Source organism: Catenovulum agarivorans DS-2 (genome assembly GCF_000568405.1).
In the GTDB taxonomy this organism is placed as follows: domain Bacteria; phylum Pseudomonadota; class Gammaproteobacteria; order Enterobacterales; family Alteromonadaceae; genus Catenovulum; species Catenovulum agarivorans_A.
This window is the reverse complement of sequence record NZ_ARZY01000024.1, coordinates 1-21,868: the sequence shown is the minus strand read 5'-3', so window position 1 is coordinate 21,868 and position 21,868 is coordinate 1. Positions and strand designations below refer to the sequence as shown.

Below are 21,868 nucleotides of genomic sequence, written 5' to 3'. Positions count from 1 at the left end.
ACAGACTTTGCATGTATTAATTGACTTTATTATTTTTGCATGCCGTTATATGATCGCTTTTGGAGATTTTCTCCAGACGAAGCTATAGGAATGAGGTACAACAGGAATGAGAGCTAAGTTAACGGGGCATGATACCTTCCCTCTTAGATATGGATGGCTATATAAAGCTGTTAACCATTTGAATTCAGGTGGAAAATTACAAACAAGTAAAGAAGATGAAACTCAGCAAGCTATTATTCGGCTAGGTGTAGGTAAAAACATGGTGAATGCAATTCGCTATTGGGCAGAGTCCGCTGGACTGCTTTATAGTAAAAGAAAGCAATCAAATATTGATTACTTTACTTCTAAAAATGGTAATTACATATTTAATGAGAAAACAGGCAAAGATCCGTACCTAGAGCATTTAGGTTCAATTTGGTTAGTTCATTTTTGGCTATGTTTTAATGAAGACGAAATGACATCTTACAGGTATTTTTTCAATATTTTTAATGGTGAATATTTTGAAAAGCAAGTTTTATTGGCTCATATGTCTGACGATTTAGTAAAGCTTACTCCTAGTGATTCATCTGTAAATAATTCTACGATTCGAAAAGATATCGATACATTCCTTAACTCTTACAGTAAAAAGCATATAGCTAAAGCTGGGGATGAGGAACAGTTTAGGTCGCCTTTAACAGAACTCTCGCTTATTCAGGAAAGTGGTAAAAATTATTACTTAAGTGACTTAAACAGTAAGTCGGACCTGCCTATAGAAATATTCATTTACGCTCTGCTCAAGTTCGTTCAGAAAGAATCGTTATTATCTAAAGTTTCAAAAGTTAATTTTAAATCCTTACTTCTTGACCCTTTATCTCCTGGAAGAATATTTAGACTTTCTGAACAAGGACTAGGTGAAAAATTAGATGCGGCACAAAATTATTCTAATGGCCGTATTTCATGGCTAGATACATCAGGACTTCGACAAGTTTCCGTTGATAGCGCCTACCTTAATCAAGAGCAAGTTGTATTAGACAGTTACTACGAAGGAGCAAGCAATGTCTAATTTGTTAGTAGACGTAAAACAAAAATATAAAAGCTCTACTCGAATCGATAGTCAATTAGAAGATAGTAAACAATTTATTGATAATTTCATTCTTCACGGCACAGCTATAAACGTTCTTGAAACTATCAGTAGAGACTTTGAGGGTAGTGAGCAACGGGCTTATACAATTACAGGACCGTATGGTTCAGGTAAATCTACAGTGGCATTATTTTTATCTTTATTATTATCAACTAATAAAGATGAAAGGGATTATGCAGAAGACTCACTAGATAGCGCAGAAGGACTGAAATCAGAATTTCCTAACCGTTTTAAGATTAATAATGGCTGGAAAACAATTAAGCATGTATGTGCGATGGAATCTCCTGCACATTCAATACTTTACACTGTAGCAAATTCACTAAAGATAAAAATAAAAAAAGACGATATTAGGAACTTTACTGATGTTGAATGCCTTGAAGTATTAGAAGAACATTTAAATTCTAAAAAAATAAAAGAAGATGGTGTATTAATTTTATTAGACGAAATGGGCAAAGCACTCGATTTCTGTGCAAGTAATAATAAAGATCTATATATATTCCAACTGCTAGCCGATATCGCACAGCAATCTGACAACAATATAGTCATTGTTGGTTTTTTGCACCAATCGTTTACTGAATACGCTAAAAACAAAGAATCTAAGCTGCAAGAAGACTGGGCAAAAGTACAAGGTAGATATAGAGATCTTGGATATAATCCGTCAGTAGATGAATCGTTATTTTTGCTAGGAGACGCTATAAGTAAGTCTTCACAACAGCTAGACGAAAAGTTATCAAAGCAATACAAGAATTTAGTTGAAATAGTAAATGATTCTTTTAAAAGCAAGACTAGAAACACCTCAGACTTATTTAAAACTCTACCATTAGATCCTTTAGTCAGTTTACTCTTAGGCCCTATATCTAAGCGCAGATTCTCACAGAATGAACGAAGTTTATTTGGATTTATAGCATCTTACGAAAAGTACGGTTTCAGAGAATTTCTCTCTGAGTTTTACACTGCAGAAAGTAAAGATTACTCACTATACACATTAGATAACCTTTGGAATTACTTGCATCATAATCTCTACCATACAATTGTTACTTCATCAGATAGTAAAGCTTGGTTAGAAAGCTGTGATGCTGTAGATAGAGCTGTAAAAAAAGGTAATGAGTTACATGCGTCGATAGCTAGAGTTGTTGCTTTACTAACTTTATTTGGTTTCAATCAACACTTTCATTCAACCAAAGACTTTTTAGAAAATTATTTTCAACGAAAAGGCTTTAAAAAAGCAGAAGTCACTAAGGCGATAAAGGATCTGGAATCGTGGACAGTAATAATATTCCGTCCAGCACACAACGGCTACTTCATATTTGAAGGTAGTGATATTGATATCAATACACTAATTAAGCAGCAAAAAGAAAAGTTAGAGTCAGGCATAGATTGGACGTCAGTATGTGATTTAACTGACGGTGTTTTAGCAACCTCGCATTATCACAAAACTGGAGCAATGAGGTGGGCTAACAAGTTATTGGTTAATAGCGTTGATAATAAGTTACTTGCGTCTATCAACTTAACTCCGCGACACGGTAAAGTATTCTTAAATTTCGTTTTAGCAGTAAGTGATAAGGCTTATAACAAGTTAGTAAAAGAAACAGCCTCAAATAAATGTGTTGTTATTGGCAAATCACCGACAATTAATAGATTAAAAGATATATCTATCGAACTAATCGCGCTGGAGAAAGCAAAGAAAGAAGTCGCGGCCGTAGTGCGAGATAAGATCGCGCTGAAAGAGCTCGATTCTAGGATTATTTCTTTTAAGCAGCAGCTATCTCATGAATTAGATAGAGTTTTCGCTAATGCGAATTGGTTATACTTAAACAATGAGCTGAAGAAACAACCAGTTTCTTCAATCGCATCTTTTGTTGCAAATGAAGTCTTTAATAAGTCGCCAATCATTATTAATGAGTTAATTAATAAAAATAAACCATCCGGCAGTGCAAACGCGGCTCTTAAAAAACTACTTAGAGCTATGTCTGAGGATCCATGTGAACCTGTTTTAGCTATGCCTGAAAAGACTTTTCCTGCGGAGAAAGGGCTGTACTACTCTGCTCTAAATAACGTTGGCCTTCATGTGCCAGATCCAGAATATAAAGGGCAATATAAGTTTGTAATGCCTTCTAATGAACAAAAGCGTTTATTAGAACTTTTTGCAACAACTTTAAATTACATAACAGATAAAAGTGGAATCGTTAAGTTATCAGACATTTTTGAACTGTGGCAAAAGGAACCGTTTGGAATAGCGAAAGGTGTTATTCCAATTTGGCTTTTAGCATTTTTACAAGCTAATACTCATCATTTAGCTTTTTATGATTATAACGGAGTTACCAGTAAGCCGACGTTCATAGATGGCGCTGATGAAGAGTTCGCTATGAAGCTATTCCAGCAACCTGAATTGCTAGGCGTTCAGTTAGTCAAAATAGATCACTCCACAACTAGCTATTTGAATGAATTATCTTCAGCCATTGGACTATCAGAAAGGGAGTGCTCACCGCTACTTATTGCCCAATCATTAGTGGCTTTTTATGCGGAACTATCACCTTGGACAAGAAATACTCGCTCATTGGATAAGACACTATTGAAGTTTAAAGACGAAACCAAAGTGGCTTCAGATCCAAATGATTACTTATTCAATAAATTACCAGCTATATTTGGAAAGAACACAAAGCTTTCGGATATCAAATCTGAAGATTTTAAGAGTATTCTTGAACAGCTCAAAAATGCACATGGAAAAGAGCTGTTAAAGTTTGAGAGTCGAATTAGAGAATACATAACGTTTAACCACCACTTAGTTAAGAACTGTAAGAAAGTTGCAGCTTTCACTACTCACCCAAAAGTTGAAACTTTCGCATTACGGCTATCTGAATTTGCTAGCTCTAATAAATGGGTTCCGTCAATAATTTCATTACTGTCAGGTAAGGCAGAAAGAAACTGGGACGATAGTGCCTTAGCTAAAGCAAATTCTGAATTGATTGAGATAATTGAAAGATTTAAGAAAGATCTGTATCTGTCTGATTTTGGGGATATTGATTATAAAAATATTAAGAAAAATTTTAAGCAACAGCTTGAAGATATAGACCAGAAAATAGATCAATTTGAAATCAATGAGAAAAAAGCAATTCTGATGACAATGTTAGATGACTTGATGGAAGTATAAAGGAAATACAATGGATAAAACGTTACATGTATTAGGTCTTTCTGGCGGAAAAGATAGTGCAGCTCTTGCTATGTATATGAGAGATAACTATCCAGATTTGGATATTCAATATTACTTCACTGATACGGGTAAAGAGCTACCTGAAGTCATTGACTTTGTGAACCGCTTAGAAGGCTATGTTGGCAAAATTGTTGACCCATACGAAGAAGTATTTAGTTCTAATCGTGAGAAAAAAGACTTTGATTACCATTTAAGACAACATAAAAACTACTTACCCTCCCCTCAGGCTAGATGGTGTACCATCCAAATGAAACTGATCCCATTTGAAAAATGGATTCAGATGAAAATGGAGAAAGAAGGCTATACCAAAGTCGTTTCTTATGTAGGAATTCGAGCTGATGAACCAGCTCGTGAAGGCTTTTTAACTAACACTGTCACATCTGAATACCTGACCATTAAAATGCCATTCAGAGAAGATGGCTTAGAAAGAGATGATATTTTTGAAATTCTGAGAAAAGCTGATTTACTGGGCAATGAAGAAGAAGTTGTCGAATACCGTAAATTATACGTTGATCCTATGACTGGTGAGCCTTTAGAGCCTTCGGAAGAAGATAAGATGGCTTTAATGGAGCAACTTTTGAAGAAACGTTCAATGAACCAGACTGAGCACTCACAAGATATTCAGCCAAATTTAACTCCCGAAACTTTATTGAAGATAGTTGAAGCAAAAGATCAAGGTAAGCCGGGCTATTACGGCTGGAGGTCTAGAAGCGGTTGTACCTTTTGCTTCTATCAACAAAAGATCGAATGGCTAAGGCTAAAAGAGATTTATCCTCAAGCTTTTGAAGAAGCGAAGTCATACGAAAAAAAAGCCGAAGACGATAGAGGCGATGGTACATTCTATTGGCTAGGGAAAGGTACTCCTTTATCCACTCTTGAAACTGAAGAACGTAAGATTGAAATCATTGAGAACCATGAATTAAGAGTTAAACGATTAGAGAAAAAACTGAATAGAAGAGCAAACCTACTGCGAGCGAAAGTCAAGATTTCTGATACAGATCGTATGGATGAGATATATGACGAAGTTGAAGGTGGTGGAGCTTGTGTAACTTGTTATAAATAGAGATATGAAACTCAGAACTATAGATGAACACTGTGGAGAGTTATATCTCCTTATTGTTCAAGGAACAGATTATTTTATTGAACGTAGTGAATGGCAACAGCCGCTTGCGAGCCTCAAATTAGCGAGCGGATTGAAATCGATTGAATACGATACCGTTAGATTTGATCCGTCGTTCGGTTGGTGTGGCAATGGAGACATTTGTGTTGGCTATCAAGATGATTTAGAAGCAATACTTACCTTATCTTTATGCAGGTTTCATTTCATATGGTCGGCTTTAGAAGCCACGATAAACATATCGGTTCCGGCGAAACTCGACAAGAGTATTCGTGGTAAAATCAGTAACGCCTGCCTTTATCTAAAGCAAAACCGCGGTTTTCACCCCAAATTTGAAGCCTACTTGATTGAGTTAGCTAACTTAGAAAAGTTATTAATTGAAGATTCATTCTATAGTGAAATTTTTTTGAATATTGACATTCCTCAGCATGTCAATGAATACGGAAAAGGTATCTTTCTAGCTTATAAATTGAGGAACCTGTTAGCTCATGGCTCGTTAGGTATTCCGGAAACGCAGCAAGAAGAAGAGTCTCACTTAGATAGTCAAATAATTCATAGTATCACTAGATTAGTTCTGCTTACAATCCAGACTCTAGCAATTATAGACTTGCATGATGACTTCCCTATATTTTCTTGGTCTTATATCGACATTCCTATAGAAGATGCTCTTACTAATATTCAGTTTGATGCCAGCCCCGAAGATATTTTTGAAGACCAGGAATCACCTTTTAATAAAGACCAATTGAAGTTTGAATTTGAATAAAAAATAGCTTTTTACTAGCAGACTCTATTTCATTTAACTAGCAAATTTAGCTGTGTCTTTTTATCTGATTGCATAGAAACTCTAAATCACTGTTCGTGAAATCTAATGGAAAGCTTATTCTAAAAGTTTTATCAGCCATTTCTCTTGATAAACCGATGGATGTTAATACGTGAGATGGTTCAACCTCTTTAGATGAACAAGCTGAGCCTTGAGCAAGGCAAAGCTCACTTTCATTGCCTCGAACCAATGTTTCAGTATCAACATTCGGGAGTGTGACCGAGATACAATGGGGCAATGTATTGATGCCATTTTCTATGTATTGAACATCTAGGAAATTCAATTTTTCTAAGAATTTTCTCTTAATTTGGTTGGCTGAAAAATCAGAGTAATATGATTTAAATACCTCAATAGCCTTTCCAAATCCTATAATTAGAGGAGCGGCTACAGTTCCGCCTCGCACACTCCCTTCCTGCCCCGCTCCGTGAATTACAGGCGTAAGCTCCCTATGCCTTAAGTCTCTAATATAAACAGCTCCAATCCCCTTAGGACCGCCAATTTTGTGAGCAGAAAAAGACATAACATCAACATTCAGGTCATCAACATCAATCTCAACTTTTTGAAAGCTTTGGGCAGCATCTGAGTGAAATATGATCTCGTTTTCAAAACACAACTGTCCAATCTCTTCAATAGGATTTACGGTCCCTAATTCATTATTTACATGCATCACTGAAACTAATGCGGTATCGGGTCTGATAGCGTCTTTTACAGATTGAGCTGTGATCAATCCGTCTGAATTAGGTTTAACATAAGAAATTTCATACCCCAGAGTTACTAAATACTCTGTAATGGCAAATATGCACTTGTGCTCAATCTGTGTGGTTACAATATGTTTTTTATTATTTGTCGCTGCTGCGGTTAACAAAATGCTCTTAATAGCAATATTATTTGACTCCGTTGCCCCAGAGGTAAAAATGATTTCACTAGGGTAAGCGCCTATTTCATTTGCCAAAAGCTCTCGCACTTTATTAATCTGATGAGAAACTTCCTCGCCTAGAGTGTGACTAGAGGCTGAGTTGGCGTATAAATTATCAAAAGCTTCGATAAGCACTTCTTTCACTTCAGGTAGAAGTGGATATGATGCAGCGGTATCTAAATAAACCATGTTCTTACTTTCAATGCAGTGATATCGATAATTATAACCTTTCAGAAAAGGAAAAACATTAGCCCTAACTCTCAATTCGGCGTATGCATGGGGCTAGCAGTAATTTGCCCTAACCAATATAAATTTGAATGTATATATTGTTCTTGTTTAATGTCCATATCTGTACTTTTACTATAAGTATCTTGGTATGAACATTACCCAGTTGGAGTGGATTTGTAAATTGGAATTTTAGCTATTAACTTGCCAATAGTCGTCTTTATTTCAGCCTATTAATTCTGCACCTAGTTTAGTTTCATTGTTTTCAATCTAGATTGCGGCCATAGAATATTTCTTTTATTTCTTTGCTTAGCATTTGCTTTGCTTGGTTTTGTTCAAATTGACTTAACGAACCAACGCCTAAGCCAAACACGTGCCTTTGAATATTAAGTTCTTTTAACATCATTTTGGTGTGAAAGATGTTTTCTTGGTATACGTTCACATCCACCATTTCGTAGCGGTTGTGAACATCTTCCGACACGAAGTTTTGAATAGATGAAATATCGTGGTCAATGTAGTGTTTAGCCCCGCGTATATCTCGGGTAAAGCCTCTTACGCGGTAGTCTAGCGTTACCACGTCAGAGTCGAATGAGTGAATTAAGAAGTTGAGCGCTTTTAGCGGCGAGATTATCCCACAAGTAGATACTTCAATATCTGCTCTGAAGGTGCTTATGCCATTGTGAGGGTGGCTTTCTGGATAGGTGTGCACACATATATGGCTTTTATCTAAGTGGGCTGCAATTGTTTGGGTTCGTTCACTAATTAACATTGTGACACTTGCCCCTTGCGGCTCGTAGTCTTGTCGCGCTATGTTTAGGATATTTGCATCAATAATTTCAACGACTTCTCGCAAAATATTGGTTAAGCGATCTGCGTTGTATTGTTGGTCTATATATTTGAGATAGTCGTTTCTGTGTGTGTCAGATTTTGCCCAACTAATGTCATAAAGTGAGAAACTCAAACTTTTGGTTAGGTTGTTAAACCCATGTAAGTTAAGCTTTTTAGTGCCGTCCAATTTGCAACCAGTCTGTTATTTTATAAATTCTGAATCAAATAAGTTTTTGATTAAACCTGAAAATTCGACAATAAAGGCTTCTTGTTGACTTGTGGCTTTTTCGTCTAAGCGGCGAGATAAAAATTCTTCTAAATCTGTCACTATGGCGTCGGCTTCACGTACAACGTCTAGGCGGGTGTCTTGGTCTAGGCTTTCATGCTGAGAAAAAAATGCCATAATTTTTTGCGCGATATGCTCTTCAATTAGGTCGCGAACCGTCTTGTCTAATGTCTCACCTTTGTTTTGCTGAAATAGTTCTATATTGTCAGTAAAGTATGAGATCAATTCGATATATGCTTGAGATTCGGTAACCATTTTTTCCTCAATTGAGCTTATTCTTCGGTCTAATTGTAAGATTGTAGCGAATAAGCCATAAGACTCAAGCTTATGGCTTATTTAGTTTAGCCTTTTAGTCTAGCTTTAGCTGTGCGTGCGCTTTTTTAATACGTTGTACAACTTCTTCTAGTTGGCTTCGGGCGCATGCAAAGTTTATGCGGGCATATTGCGGTTCACCAAAGTCGCGACCTGGTGATGGGCCTACGCCGGCACTTTCAAAGAATTTTTGTACGTCTTCTAGGCCTAAGCCGCTACAGTCGATCCATGCTAAGAAAGTTGCGTCCGCTTTAACCATTTCCATGCCTTTTAGTTGGCTGATTTGCTGGTGTAAATAGTCGCGGTTGTCTTTTAAATATACCAGTAGTTCTTTGTGCCAGTCGCCACCTTCACGGAATGCGGCTTCAGTTGCGACTAATCCTAGAACTTGTACCCAAGGTACGATGCCTAGTGCTGCGTTGCGAAATTGCATACGAATTCGGCTATCTGGAATAATGGCAAATGATGCACCTAAACCCGCAATATTAAAGGTTTTGCTTGGTGCCATAAGGCTGATAGATTTATTCGATATTTCTGCAATTGCTGGCGCGGGTATGTGCTTTTTACCCGGCTCTAAAATAAGATCACAGTGTATTTCGTCTGAGCACAATATTACGTTGTGGTGCAAACAAATTTCCGCTACTTTTTTCAGTTCGGCTTCTGTCATCACTGAACCACATGGGTTCATTGGATTACACATGATAAATAATTTGGTTTTTGGATCAGCCGCTTGTTGTTCAAGTGCTTGCATGTCCAATTCCCAACGGCCGTCTTTTTGTATACTTGGTATGTCTACTCGCTCACATTGGTTAAGCGACGGTGCTTTTAGCAGTGGTGGGTAGTTTGGCACTTGCACCATTACTTTGTCACCTGGTTGGCAGTAGGCTTTACACGCTACGTTAAAAGCGGGTACTACGCCTGGGGTCCATACTATCCAGTCTGGCAGTATGTGCCAATCGTGTTCTTTTGCGACCCATTCACATACCGACTGATTTAGGCTGTCGTATGGTAAGGTGTAACCCAAAATACCATGGTCGGTTCTTTGTTTTATTGCATCTATTACTTGTTGTGGTGGCTTAAATTCTGCGTCTGCCACCCATACAGGGATGATGTCTTGGCCTGCATATTTGTCCCATTTGAATGAATGCGTGGGCTTTCTGTCTATTACTTCGTTAAAATTTACGGCCATGTGTAAAACCTTTTGTTCTGTCTAAATATCGAAGAATTCTGGCTTGTATATAAAGCCTTGGTATCCATCGAAGTTGTATTCTTTTAAAACTTCCAATTGTGCTTCATTTTCAACACGAGTTGCAATAACTGCAACGTCTAAATTATGTATTGTGGTACATAAAGAGCCGACAAAATAGGCATCATCTTTGTTGCTGAGTGCCATTTGTGTGTAGGCGTGGTCAATTTTTACATAATTTGGATGAATTGATTGTAGGTAGCTCAGTGATGAAAAGTTTCGTCCAACTCTATCTACCCCAAACTGCACACCTAATAGTTTAAACTGTTCACACAAGATTTCGATACGCTCTTTATTGTATATAACGCTTTCTTCGCTGAATTCAAAACAAACGTTGTCTGTTATGTCTTTGTTTTGATTCATTTGACTAACGAGCCATTGGATAAAGTCATCACTTTTTAACGCGCTGGCGGTTAAGTTGATTGCGTATTTATGCGTTGGGTTGGCGTGTATGTGCCCTATAATCATGTCGATTACTTTTTTATCAAATGCTTGTCCTAATTCGTATTCATCTAATACTGATATAAAGGATGCAGCGTTTATTGAGCCCATTTGTGCTAGTTTAAGTTGAGCAAATGCTTCGAAGTGATAGGCATTGCCTTTGTTTTCAAATTCAAACACGGGTTGGCGTGAAAAACCTAAACTTGCGGTGTTAATTGCTTCAACCATTTTGTCTCTAAGTTCAGTTTTGAGTATGGGTGCTTGTTTGTTTGCTAGGGTTTGTTTGCATACGTGTTGGTGGTTGACCGCTTGACGAGCTTGTTGCAATGCGTTATCCACTAAACCCATTAATTGTGGGGTTTCCATTGTATGCTGCACAACCACTGCCCCTATATGATATACCGGCTTTTCGTAGAAGTTTTGCGTGAAATGGGGTGAGGTGAGCGTTTCACTGAGCTGCGCCAGTTTTTCTTTTAGTGCTGGTTCGTCGACGCCTTGCACCAGTACTGCAAATTCATTTGCTGATAATCTGCAGGTTACATGGCCATTGTCTGGGTTAAAGGTGTTTTGTACCCGTTGTGCTGCGGCTTTGACTATTTCGTCTCTTTTGGTGAAACCATCGCGTTTTTTTATCGTTTCCAAGCCATTAAGTTCAAGCAAAAATACTGCGCCGTGCGGTGTGTCTTCAAGCCACGCCCGCAATTGTCGATTAAAAAACGACCGATTCCCTAAACCCGTGGTGGCGTCTTGAAATGCTTGTTGCTTGAGCTTGTCGTGCAGCTGTGCTTCTTCGTTAAACTGGTCGCGTAGTTTGTCGGTCATCCGATTGATTGCTTCTGTCACTTGGCGCAGTTCTAGCGTTTTTGGTAAAGCTAATGGTTGACCAAAATTGCGTTCTTGAATTTGTTGTGCTTTAAGCTGAATCCGTTGTAATGGTTGCAATAAGATTCGAATGCCAAATGCTGAAACCAATATGACCGCCACTGATAATCCACCTATCCACCAACACATGGCAAGAAAGGCATTCCATAGTTGTAAATAAGCAAAACCTGGATGCCCTGCTATTTTGAGCGTTGCTGCCTGCATCCACCCATCTGTAATTATGGTTTCTTGTTCGGGTATTTTTAGTAAGTCGAGGTTGATAAACCAGCTTGGCACGCCTTTGACCGCAACTGGATTGGTTTTTACTATCTTGCTGTCGTCTTGGTAAATTTCTAGTTCGATACGTTCGTAAAAACCACCATCAAAATAGGTGTTTATGGTACTGTCTATCATCACTTTGTCTTGCGCTTGCAAGTGTGGTTGCAGTGCCATACTCATCGAAGTTGATGTGTTGTTTAAGTCTGACTCTAGCTGGTTAGCTAAGTAGTTTCGTGTCGATTGAAACTCTAACCAAAGTACGCCGATTAAATTAACCGAAAAACATACAATTATCACCAGTAGTATTTGTCGAAACAAAGTCATAGTGTACCCACTTTTATTTAAATTCTGCTAACTGGTAGCGTTTACTTAAGTTATCCCAATGATCTAGGCGCTCCGAGCTCCCCACAAGCTGACCTTTACCTTTTTGTTTGTTAAGCCATAGTTGTTGACCATTAAACGAGAAAATCGGAATTAGGTCGCGGCGTTTTATCGCAGGCTTAATTTCGCCATCTAAATTGTCCAATATAAGTGGCATTGATTTTGGTGTTTCGTAGTATGCCAACACCATATGAAATTGGTTTAGTTTAACCGCTTTTACATAGGTTAATCTTAGTTTATTGATGTCGACACCCAGCTCTAATAAGGTGAAATATTTAGCTATGGTGAAGTCTTCGCAATCGCCTGCTTTATGACCGATAAACTCTAACGGCGTCGCCCAATAGTCTTCTTGTTTCCACAATTTTATGTCGTCTACAAAGTCGAAAAGGTTAAAAAATCGATTAACTGATTGGAGCTTTTGCTGGTCTGTTGCGTTTTGTTGTTGCTGAATGATATTGCGCCAAGCTCTGGCGCGTTTACCTGCAGCTTCGCCATATTCAGATTGCATTTTTCCAACAAGCTTGGCAACGTTGAGTTGTTCAACTGCGCTTGCGTATATAACACTGAGCGCAGCGAACAATACAATGAGGGTTTGTTGTAGGCGACTACCAACCCAAGGCTTCATGATCTTGTGTAGATGTAGGCGTGGTCTCAAGCTCGGCTTCTTCCATGATGTATATATGCCACTTCAGTTTAGCCTGTGTTAATAGTGTTTGCGCAGTTATTTCGATTCTTGTGTCATCTTCATTTGCAGCTTGCTGCTGTGTGTATTGATATACCAGCTCTACCCGCCTATTTTTATTTTCAGCTTGTGGTGACATAGGTGAAACGAGCGGTGACTTTTCCCCTAATGCCGTTAATTTTATTTTACTTTTAGGTAGCTCTAAAATACGCGTAAGTAGGTGCAGTATCGCGTCTGCTCGTCGCTGACTCAGCTTTAAATTGTAGTCGTCTTCACCACTTTGTGATGCATGACCGCCAATATAAATGACTTCTCCGTGGTTGGCTTTATATTGACGTATAAATTGCGCTATTTTTTCTTGCTCTGCAATTGGTATAACTGAACTGTCGTGATCAAAGTACAATATGTGTGCTTGTTCGCTTGGGGTTTCTACTTCCCCTGTGTCTGTCACTTTTTTTAGTACTTCACCGGCTTGACTTAAGGTTAGCTCGTGATACAACTGTGGGTAATTGTTGTTTATATATGCGACAATTTTATCGGTTCGTTCTATGAAGTACGGGTTTTGTGCTTGCTCTGAATTGAGCTTTATGGCCCAAGTATTGTTACTGTCAAGCCCTTGTAAAAATTCATCTAAGGCTAATTTGGCCACATCGTTTAGGTCAACTTCTTGATAACCAAAATATATGCGACTTTGACGTTGATGCTCTTTTTCTTCTTGCTCTGAACAGCCATAGTTGCTGACTTCTCTATTTGCCAATGTGCCTTTACACAATTCTCTGGCGGCAATTACGCCGTCTTTGTCGGCATCGTGTAGACGCTTATAACCTGTTTCAGAGATGTGCTGCCAAGCCACTGTTTCTGAGCTGTCTGGCAAGTTTAAGCTGCTACAGCCACTTATCAATATAGTCGCGATTGAGCTTGACCATGCTAAGTGCTTTTTAATCATGATTAACCTGCCAATATTCTTGAGGGTTAATCTCTAGGCTATTGAGTAACCTGCCCATCGCATTTAGTACGCGATATTGCGCCACGATATGACTGCTTTTGGCGTTAACGTGCGATTTTCTCGCTTCAAATAATTCGTTTTCTGTGTCTAATAAGTCCAGCAAGGTTCTGCGGCCCAAATCAAATTGTTTCTTGTATGCTTGTTGAGTTAAATAACTTTGTTCTACGTGAATTTGCAAAAAACCCAGTTGCTTTTCTAGCGACTCTTTTGCCTGCCATGACAGTTTTGCACCTTCTATTACTTCTCGTAGGGCTTTTTCTCGAATGTCTTTTGCTTGCTCGAGTTGGTATGCTGCATTTAACTCATTGTGTTTGTCGCGACCACCACGAAATAAGTTGTACGATACCACGATATCGGCTCTTAGCTCGTCGCGTAGTGCTGAATTTGAACCTCTATCGTCTATTCGTGATTTTGACACTTCGAGCGTGACCCTTGGGTAGTAACCTGAGCGGCTCGATTTGAGTTGTGCTTGGGTAGCTGAAATATCAGCATTGGCTAAAAACAATGTTGGGTGACTGCTTCTTGAGATCCGCAGCACGTCTGCCAGTGTATTGGGTATTTTTACGATATTGACTTTTGGTTCAATTAAGTCAGTCGGATATTCACCCACAACCGTTTGGTAAAGTGCGATGGCATCTTGCAGGTTGTTTTCAGCCGCAAGTGCGTTTGCTTGTGCTCTGGCCAGTCGACCCGTTGCTTGTGAAAGCTCGGAGTTTGAGCCTAATCCACTGTCTGCTCTGACTTTAATTTGCTCAAATATATCTTGGTGCGATTGTAAGTTCCTTTGCGCAAGTTCGTAAAGTTGTTGCTCACGTAATACACCAATGTATGCATTCGCGGTGTCGAGCGCCTTGTTTTCTGCGGTTTCTTTTAGTGCAAAAAATTCAGAGCGCATTTCTTGTTCGTTTCGCTCTATTTCATTAGATGAGAAAAAACCATCGAATAAAATTTGTTGTAGTGACAAATTGTATTCTATTGGTTTGATTTGTTCTTTTTCGATACCAGCGCGTGATTCGGGCGTATTTTGTTTGCCTTGGCCAATATTTGCACGCAAATCAATGCTCGGTAACCAAGCGCCTTGGCTGCCCTCGTGAGCATGATATGCACTTTTATACCTATGGTAAGCCGCTTTGAGTTCGGGGTTTGTATTAAACGCCGTTGCAACGGCTTCTTCTAGCGATTTAGCAGTAACAGGCAAGCTAAGGCATGTGCCTGCAAATACTGTAGAAACAACGCTTTTGATAAAATTATTCATTTATGTTTATTCGTCTCCACAATTTTATCTTTCTCGCATTGCGTTTTGTTTTGCTCTAACTATAGGTTTAAGTAGGTAATCTAACACGGTTTTTTTACCAGTCAATACATCTACGCTTGCCGTCATACCAGGAATTATGGGTAAAGGGTTATTATTTTTGTCTAAATAACTGTCTTCAGTGCGCACTCTAATTAGGTAAAAGCTGTTTTCTTTTTCGTCTTGTATGGTATCGGCACTTATGTGCTCTACTGTACCTTTTAAACCTCCGTAGATGGTAAAGTCGTACGCCGTTAGCTTGATAACCGCCGGTAAGCCTGGGCGTAAAAACGCAATGTCTTTTGGCAGTATTTTCGCTTCAACTAATAAACTGTCGGCTAGTGGAACAATTTCAATTAAGTCCATTCCTGGTTGGATAACACCACCGACTGTATTGATATTAATGGTTTTTATTGTGCCTCGCACTGGCGAAAAAACATTGGTTCTAGTTAGCCTGTCTTGGCTAGAAACTAACGCTTCGTCTAATGGGGTTAATTCGTTTTCCGCTTTGGCGAGCTCTTTTTGCACTTCGCTTCTAAACTTTAGCACAACTTCGGTGCGCTTGTTTTCCATTTCCTCTACTTCGGCTTTAATTTTCGGCCGTAGTAATCTCAAGCTTGAGAGCTCTCCTTTTACGTCATTTGCTGCACGTTCTAATTTAATTAATTCAACTTCTGACACCACACCACTGTTGGCCAATGGTCGGGTTAAGTCGAGCTCTTTGCTCACTAATTGATAGCTGCGCTGAGCATGTTCAATTTTAGATGCTAGCTCAGTTAGTTGCTGCTGCTTTTGCATCACTTGTTGGTCTAAAATTTTCACTTGATTCGCTAGGTTGCGCATTCGCTCTGCGTATAGTGCTTTTTGCCGATTAATCAGCTCAGGGTAGGCTTTTTCATTGGCAAATTTCAATTCTACCGGTTCAATATTAAATTGGCTTCCAACGGCTTCTAAACTATCAAGCTCTGAGCGCAGGCGCGTAATTTCAGCTCTTAACCCATATGCATGTGCCTGCTGCTCGCGAAACTCTGATAAGAATCGGGTTTCATCTATACTGAGTAATTTATCACCTGGATTAACGATATCCCCTTCTTTGACAAATACTTCTTTTAATATCCCGCCTTCTAAATTTTGAATAACTTGCACTTGTTGTGACGGTATTACTTTGCCTGCGCCAACTGTTACTTCATCAACTTTAGCAAATGCTGCCCACAGTAGTAGCGAAGCTAAAAAGCCGCATATTAGATATAATGCTTGACGAGTTCGTTTTGGTGAACTTAATAACAATGCGGCATTTATATCGTTAATATAATTAATTTCGTTTTCTTTTATTGTGTTGTTCATGTTTATGCCTGCGGTGCTTTAACGTTACCGCTACGCAATTGCTGCATAACCTGCTTTGTAGGACCATCGATAACAATTTGCCCTCGCTCTACCACAATGACTCGGTCTACCAACTCGAGCATAGACATTTTGTGCGTGATGAGCACGAAGGTTTTGTCTTGCGCCAAGATTGCTAATTGCTGTTTTACTTTATGCTCGGAAAAATTATCCATATTGGATGTTGGTTCGTCTAATACTAAGACTGGCGGGTTAAACAGCAAAGCTCTAGCAAGTGCAACTGCTTGACGTTGCCCACCTGATAAAAATGCGCCACGCTCACCCACTTGACGGTCTAAGCCATCAGGGTCGGTATCGGTAAATGACGTGACACCTGCTAAACGCGCCGCTCTTAAAATACGTTCGTCTTCAACGTGGGGAACACCTAAGGTGATGTTGTCTCTAATTGAGCCGTAAAATAGGTTGATGTCTTGGGGCAAACAACCAATTTTTGAACGCAAGTCAGCTGGGCTGATTTGATTTATGTCGATGCCATCAACCCGAATTGCACCCTCATTTGGCTTATAAAATCCCATAAGCAATTTTTCGATTGTCGATTTCCCAGCGCCAATGCGACCTATTATGGCAACTTTTTCTTTGGCTTTAATATTAAAGCTTAGGTTTTTAACCACCTTATTTTCACTGTTTGGATAAACAAATGACACTTGGTTAAATTCCACTTGCCCGTCTAGATATGGACGATGTAGATATTGTTCGACGGATTCATCAGGCAATTGCATGATCTCATCCAGCGTTTTTAGTGCAGATTCTGCCTGATTGTAGCGTGTTGCTAATAAGGATATTTGGCTAAATGGCTGCATAATTCGGTTGCTCAACATTACGGCGGCAATAAGCGCCCCCATGCTAATTTCACCTTCAATAATTAAATACACACCAATAACAATGACAACCACGGAAGAAAGTTGCTGCATAAACGCACTAAACGAGGACACTGTCGTTGCTAGTTTTTTGATTCCTAAATTCCAGCTTGAGATGTTACCGTTAACCTCTTCCCATTTTTGCTGGAATTGGCTTTCTGCGCAGTTGAGCTTTAAGTTTTCTAAGCCGCTTAAAGATTCGATTAGGTGCGCATTTTTCATTGTGGTATAGCGACCGCCCTGCTCGACTAACAAGCGCATTTTGTGTTTAACCCATGCTGAATATGCCAGCATGACAATAATTGCAACCAATGGTGCTATCGCAATAGGACCTGCGATAATGGCGACAACGGTGAGTATAATCAACGAGAAAGGAATATCTATTACTGTGGCAATCGTTGCGGATGTTATAAAATCTCTAATTGAGTCAAACTCTTGTATATTTCGCGCAAATGCTCCGACAGACTGAGGTTTTGCGGACATATTCATACCAAGTACTTTTTCAAATATGCGGCTTGATAGCAATACATCTGATTTTTTCGCGGCTAAGTCGAGCAAATATGACCTTGATTGTTTAAGTGCAAAATCAAACACCATCACGACTATCATGCCTATGGTCATGACCCATAATGTATCGAGCGCTGAGTTGGGAACCACTCGGTCGTATACATTCATAACAAACAGTGGAGTCGCAACCGCTATTAGGTTAATAAAAAAGGCGGCAAACAACGCGTCGCGATATAACGGAATATTTTGTTTTAGTGTTCCCCAAAACCAATGACCATCTTTGGTTTTTAAAACCTCTGGCGAGCGCGCATCAAATCGATAACGTTTTTTCAATAGTACACAATATCCTGTGTACTGTGGGGCTATGTCGTCTAACGAAATTTCGTCGACCCCATCAGGTAATTCAGGCCACGCCACTTCAGCTTGGTTATCTTTGTAGCTGATCAGTACACATGCTCGGTTGTCGTCTAACAATAAAATACAGGGTAACAGCAGACTAGAGACATCGTTCAGTGGTTTTTTGACGATTTTGGCGTCTAAACCGGCTCGGCTCGCGGCTCTTGGCAATAATTGAGGCGTTAAGTATCCATTAACTAACGGCAACCCAGCGCTCATGGATTGTGCAGAAAAGGGTTTGCCATAATATTTACTAATAAAACTTAAGCAACCTAATAGTTGATCTGTTTGCTCGGCGGCTAACTGCAAGTTCTCGTTTTGTTTTTGTTTTCGCGCATGCTCCTGCATAAGGGGCCTTTTAGTTAAGCAGCTGTATTGTTTAAGTTTATAGTGTATTTAAACATAATAAAATGCCTTACCGCGATTGTTGCAGGCGATAAGGCATTTTTATGTTAAAAGTTGTTATTGTTGTTGGTGATTAATTGGTTGTCCTCTAGCAGTTTGCGAATAATATCAGCGTCTGTACCGTTAGTTTCTATGGTCAGGTCTGTATTCTCTAATACTATTTTCATATCTGCTTTGTGTTGGTCTGAACTGTCTCCTGTGAAATCACCATCTTTTGAAACGGAAATGATGGTATCACCATCTACAACTTCAAAGTTTAAATAACTGTCTAAGTTGTCGTGGTTTTCTCCTTGAAGCAGATCTGCAAGGTTTAATGAGTCTCCACCACTAAAGTCGGTTATGTAGTCAGTTGCAACATCAGGGCTGTTAATTGGATCTGCAAATCCTTTATCAATATCATCCCCTGCTAACCATACAAACATATCGTCACCTTCACCACCAGACATAACATCACCGGCATAAACATTGGATACTAAGCCCGATTCGCCATTGCCGTTGCTGCCGCCAATAATGACATCATCTCCGGAACCGCCCGCAATAAAGTCAGCACCTTCGCCACCAATCAAAGTTGCCCCCTCATTTACATTATAGGCAGTGTAACCTGTCGCAACCATTGTGCTACCCGCTATTCTAGAAAGTCCGAATCCAGCATCTGCAATTTCGTCTTTGTTGAAGGTATGGAAACCTTGTATTCCATCTGGATCCAAAGGATCTTTGTACGAACCAAAGCTTCCAATTACCATACGATCTAAAAATGCGTAGATAATATCATTACCATTAAATCCATATGCAGCATTTTCGGACAAATCAGGCAACTCGTCAGTTACACCATTAATCTGAATATTCAGAACCGCACTATCATAGTTGCCATTAGCGTCTTGTACCAAATAACTGAAGGTTTCGGATAATGAATCTCCATCATTTAGGCTATTAACTGCATTATTGGTGTTATCCAAAGTATAGACATAACTGCCGTTGTCCTGAAGAACGAGACTGCCATATAAGCCTGTTAAAACAAGACCGACATTTCCTTCACTAACAATGCCATTTCCTGTTGTTACACCAACAATTGGTTTGTTAGTTTGCGTCAAGGTATCGTTGTCTATTACATTGCCTGTTATTTGAGCCTTAGACATATAACTGGCTACCGTACCGTCTAATTCATCAATTTGAGCTAAATCATCTTGTAATTCAGGTAGTATTTCTGGCGCATTTTCAGGGAATCGAGTTGTTAAAGTTAACTGGCCAGATGCTGTATCACCATCACCATCTTTAACTGTAATAGTGATGCTCTCTGTTAAGACCCACTGAGTTACATCATCTCCTAGTTCGACTTTACTCCAGCTTGTGGAGCTTTCATCCGCATTTTCTTCAGCAGAAATCGACACGTCGTATTCATATTGACCAGTAGCAAAGTTAAATTTAACAGTTGCGCCATTTTCAGTTGTAACTGTAAGAATATTATCTGTCACTTGCTCACTTTCGGGTGAATAGTCAACACCATCGATTGTTACAAATGAAATACTGCCTTCACTATCAGCGCCAAAATCAATTACGCCTACATTATTTTGTAATGAGCCGATTTCGCCGACAGATTTGCCACCAACAGTGGCTAATAAAGCATCAACAAGCTCATTAGCCGTATCAACCGAAACAACATTTTCTGCTGCAACATAATTACCACTGTCATTTGTCAAAGTTTCTGTTGGTGCACCAACCATATTTAGGTATTGGTATTGTACTGCAGAACCAATACCTATCACTTCAACATCAACATTGTTCGTTTCAATAAAATCTTTCCAAGTTTGTTGGTAATTCGTTATTGCACTGACGTTGTCCTCATTTTCGCTTGCACCATATGGGTTACCATCTGAAATAAAGTAGACCTTGGTATTAGCATCTTGAGGAGTACTGTAGTTATCAACAATTGCTGCTAATGGATCATCATAGTCAGTCGTGCCGCCAGCATTTAAACCTTCTAACAAGGAAGTCGCTTCGTTGATATTAGCCCATTCAGATTCTGTTGCATTTGTTGAAAACGGTACAAGTTTAACTTGCACATTTCCCATCTTTTCGTATTTATTTAACAGCTGAGTAATACCATCAATAGTCGCTTGTAAAATAGTGGTGTCACCTAGTTCACTATCCATAGACCCCGATATATCAATCGCAAAAATGATATTATGGTCCATAGTTTTGAAGTCAATTGTATCGGGCTGATTGATGGTAAAGCTAGGCTGATCGTCTAGTACCTGTATTGCCAAATCAGCTGAACTGGCTTGTTGATTTATATCTGTAACATTAATTTGTACATTTTCAATCAAGCTATCAGCATCTTCATGATCTAACGAACTTGTCAGCTGGTATTCGTATGACAACTCACCAGTAACCGCATTGTAATTGGTTAATGTCATTTGTCCGTTTGGCAACTCAATACTAATTGGATTTAGTGTTAGTCCGACTAGCTCTAATAAGCTTACACTTTCGTCACCTATGGTAATATTCGCTATGTTTGCAGTGGTAGAAATGGTTATGCTACCGCTAGCTATATTGGAAGAACTCTCGTTTCCAATACCAGCTTCATCTACAGTGATATGACCACTTGCTTCAGAGTTCTCATCACTAACTTGAATAATTGGCGCATCATGCAATCTAACTTCGATTGCTTCAGGCAATTGTAGATTTTCGAAATTTCCACCAGATATTGAAACGATTTGAGCTGTGAAGTAGTCATTTCCTGTGTTGACTTGAATTGTGGTGCTCGCCGATTGCTCACCGGCTTCAATTGTGATTTCCTCGCCACTTGCAAGTGTGATTACAACATCTGAGTCACCAGCATTCGTAAGGTTAAAGTCAACCGTAACAATTCCAAACAATAAATTACTCGTGTCAACTGACATACCTAATTCGGTTGTGTCGATTGTATCGGTGATTTGCGTTGTCGCTTCAGAAGTGCCTAATACAAGGTTTTCGAAATTGCCGCCCGTGACTGAATCCAATGACGCTATCGATGCTGTGACACTGCTAGCATCTAATATTGCATCTTCATCCCCTGCAACTGTGAATTCAACGCTGCTTTGTGTTTCACCTGCATCAATTGTAATGATTTGTCCATTGCTGAGTTGTATGGAGACATCACTACCCGCTGCATTCGACAGGGTTGCCGTATACACCAGGGTGCCGCCCGCTTCTGTCAGTGTCGACTTGTCGACCGCTAAATCTAATGTGGTGTCATTTATTGTGTCAGTGATTTGCGTAACCGCTGCTGTACCATCGATTG

At 39.3% G+C, this 21,868-nt stretch carries 15 protein-coding genes; 4 read left to right on the top strand and 11 right to left on the bottom strand.

All coding sequences use genetic code 11. From position 1 onward, the window contains the following. Positions 1-106 precede the first annotated feature (106 nt). The 4 genes from DS2_RS12660 to DS2_RS12645 are packed head-to-tail and all read left to right on the top strand — an operon-like array spanning position 107 to position 6,211. Complete coding sequence (locus tag DS2_RS12660) at positions 107-1,042, top strand: DUF4007 family protein (protein WP_035015188.1); 936 nt, start codon at positions 107-109, stop codon at positions 1,040-1,042. Beyond that, entirely contained in the window at positions 1,035-4,271 is a 3,237-nt protein-coding gene (locus DS2_RS12655; RefSeq protein WP_051479849.1) for a hypothetical protein, read from the top strand. The genes DS2_RS12660 and DS2_RS12655 overlap by 8 nt, the downstream gene beginning before the upstream one ends. Positions 4,272-4,281: 10 nt before the next feature. Then, positions 4,282-5,394 (top strand): phosphoadenosine phosphosulfate reductase family protein, encoded by a 1,113-nt coding sequence (locus tag DS2_RS12650; RefSeq protein WP_035015187.1) that lies wholly within the window; start codon positions 4,282-4,284, stop codon positions 5,392-5,394. 4 nt (positions 5,395-5,398) lie between these two features. Continuing rightward, positions 5,399-6,211: a hypothetical protein gene (locus DS2_RS12645; protein WP_035015186.1), complete on the top strand. Its 813-nt coding sequence runs from the start codon at positions 5,399-5,401 to the stop codon at positions 6,209-6,211. A gap of 46 nt (positions 6,212-6,257) precedes the next feature. Here DS2_RS12645 and DS2_RS12640 read toward each other — a convergent pair whose 3' ends face one another. From DS2_RS12640 to DS2_RS12590, 11 genes are all read right to left on the bottom strand, one after another. Beyond that, complete coding sequence (locus DS2_RS12640; RefSeq protein ID WP_035015185.1) at positions 6,258-7,373, bottom strand: cysteine desulfurase family protein; 1,116 nt, start codon at positions 7,371-7,373, stop codon at positions 6,258-6,260. Positions 7,374-7,674: 301 nt separating this feature from the next. Then, positions 7,675-8,424, bottom strand: a complete 750-nt coding sequence (gene speD / locus DS2_RS12635; RefSeq protein ID WP_035015184.1) for an adenosylmethionine decarboxylase — start codon at positions 8,422-8,424, stop codon at positions 7,675-7,677. Positions 8,425-8,439: 15 nt separating this feature from the next. After that, positions 8,440-8,778: a DUF3802 family protein gene (locus tag DS2_RS12630; protein WP_035015183.1), complete on the bottom strand. Its 339-nt coding sequence runs from the start codon at positions 8,776-8,778 to the stop codon at positions 8,440-8,442. 94 nt (positions 8,779-8,872) lie between these two features. Further along, positions 8,873-10,024 carry a MalY/PatB family protein gene (locus DS2_RS12625; RefSeq protein WP_035015182.1) on the bottom strand — a complete coding sequence of 384 codons (1,152 nt, stop codon included), beginning with the start codon at positions 10,022-10,024 and terminating at the stop codon, positions 8,873-8,875. A gap of 21 nt (positions 10,025-10,045) precedes the next feature. Then, on the bottom strand, positions 10,046-11,986 hold the full coding sequence (locus DS2_RS12620) for an EAL domain-containing protein (RefSeq protein ID WP_035015181.1): 1,941 nt from the start codon (positions 11,984-11,986) through the stop codon (positions 10,046-10,048). 13 nt (positions 11,987-11,999) lie between these two features. Next, on the bottom strand, positions 12,000-12,668 hold the full coding sequence (locus tag DS2_RS12615) for a transglutaminase-like cysteine peptidase (RefSeq protein WP_035015180.1): 669 nt from the start codon (positions 12,666-12,668) through the stop codon (positions 12,000-12,002). Continuing rightward, complete coding sequence (locus DS2_RS12610; RefSeq protein ID WP_035015179.1) at positions 12,649-13,671, bottom strand: OmpA family protein; 1,023 nt, start codon at positions 13,669-13,671, stop codon at positions 12,649-12,651. Before DS2_RS12610 ends, DS2_RS12615 begins: the two co-directional genes overlap by 20 nt. Further along, positions 13,664-14,986 carry a TolC family outer membrane protein gene (locus DS2_RS12605; protein WP_035015178.1) on the bottom strand — a complete coding sequence of 441 codons (1,323 nt, stop codon included), beginning with the start codon at positions 14,984-14,986 and terminating at the stop codon, positions 13,664-13,666. Before DS2_RS12605 ends, DS2_RS12610 begins: the two co-directional genes overlap by 8 nt. Positions 14,987-15,010: 24 nt before the next feature. Next, a complete protein-coding gene (locus DS2_RS12600; protein WP_035015177.1) occupies positions 15,011-16,366 on the bottom strand; it encodes an HlyD family type I secretion periplasmic adaptor subunit in 1,356 nt (451 codons plus the stop codon). Between the two features lie 2 nt (positions 16,367-16,368). Next, positions 16,369-18,531 (bottom strand): type I secretion system permease/ATPase, encoded by a 2,163-nt coding sequence (locus tag DS2_RS12595; protein ID WP_051479848.1) that lies wholly within the window; start codon positions 18,529-18,531, stop codon positions 16,369-16,371. A 104-nt stretch (positions 18,532-18,635) separates the two neighbouring features. Beyond that, positions 18,636-21,868 (bottom strand): immunoglobulin-like domain-containing protein (locus tag DS2_RS12590; protein ID WP_035015176.1); only part of this gene is annotated, 3,233 nt, incomplete at its 5' end.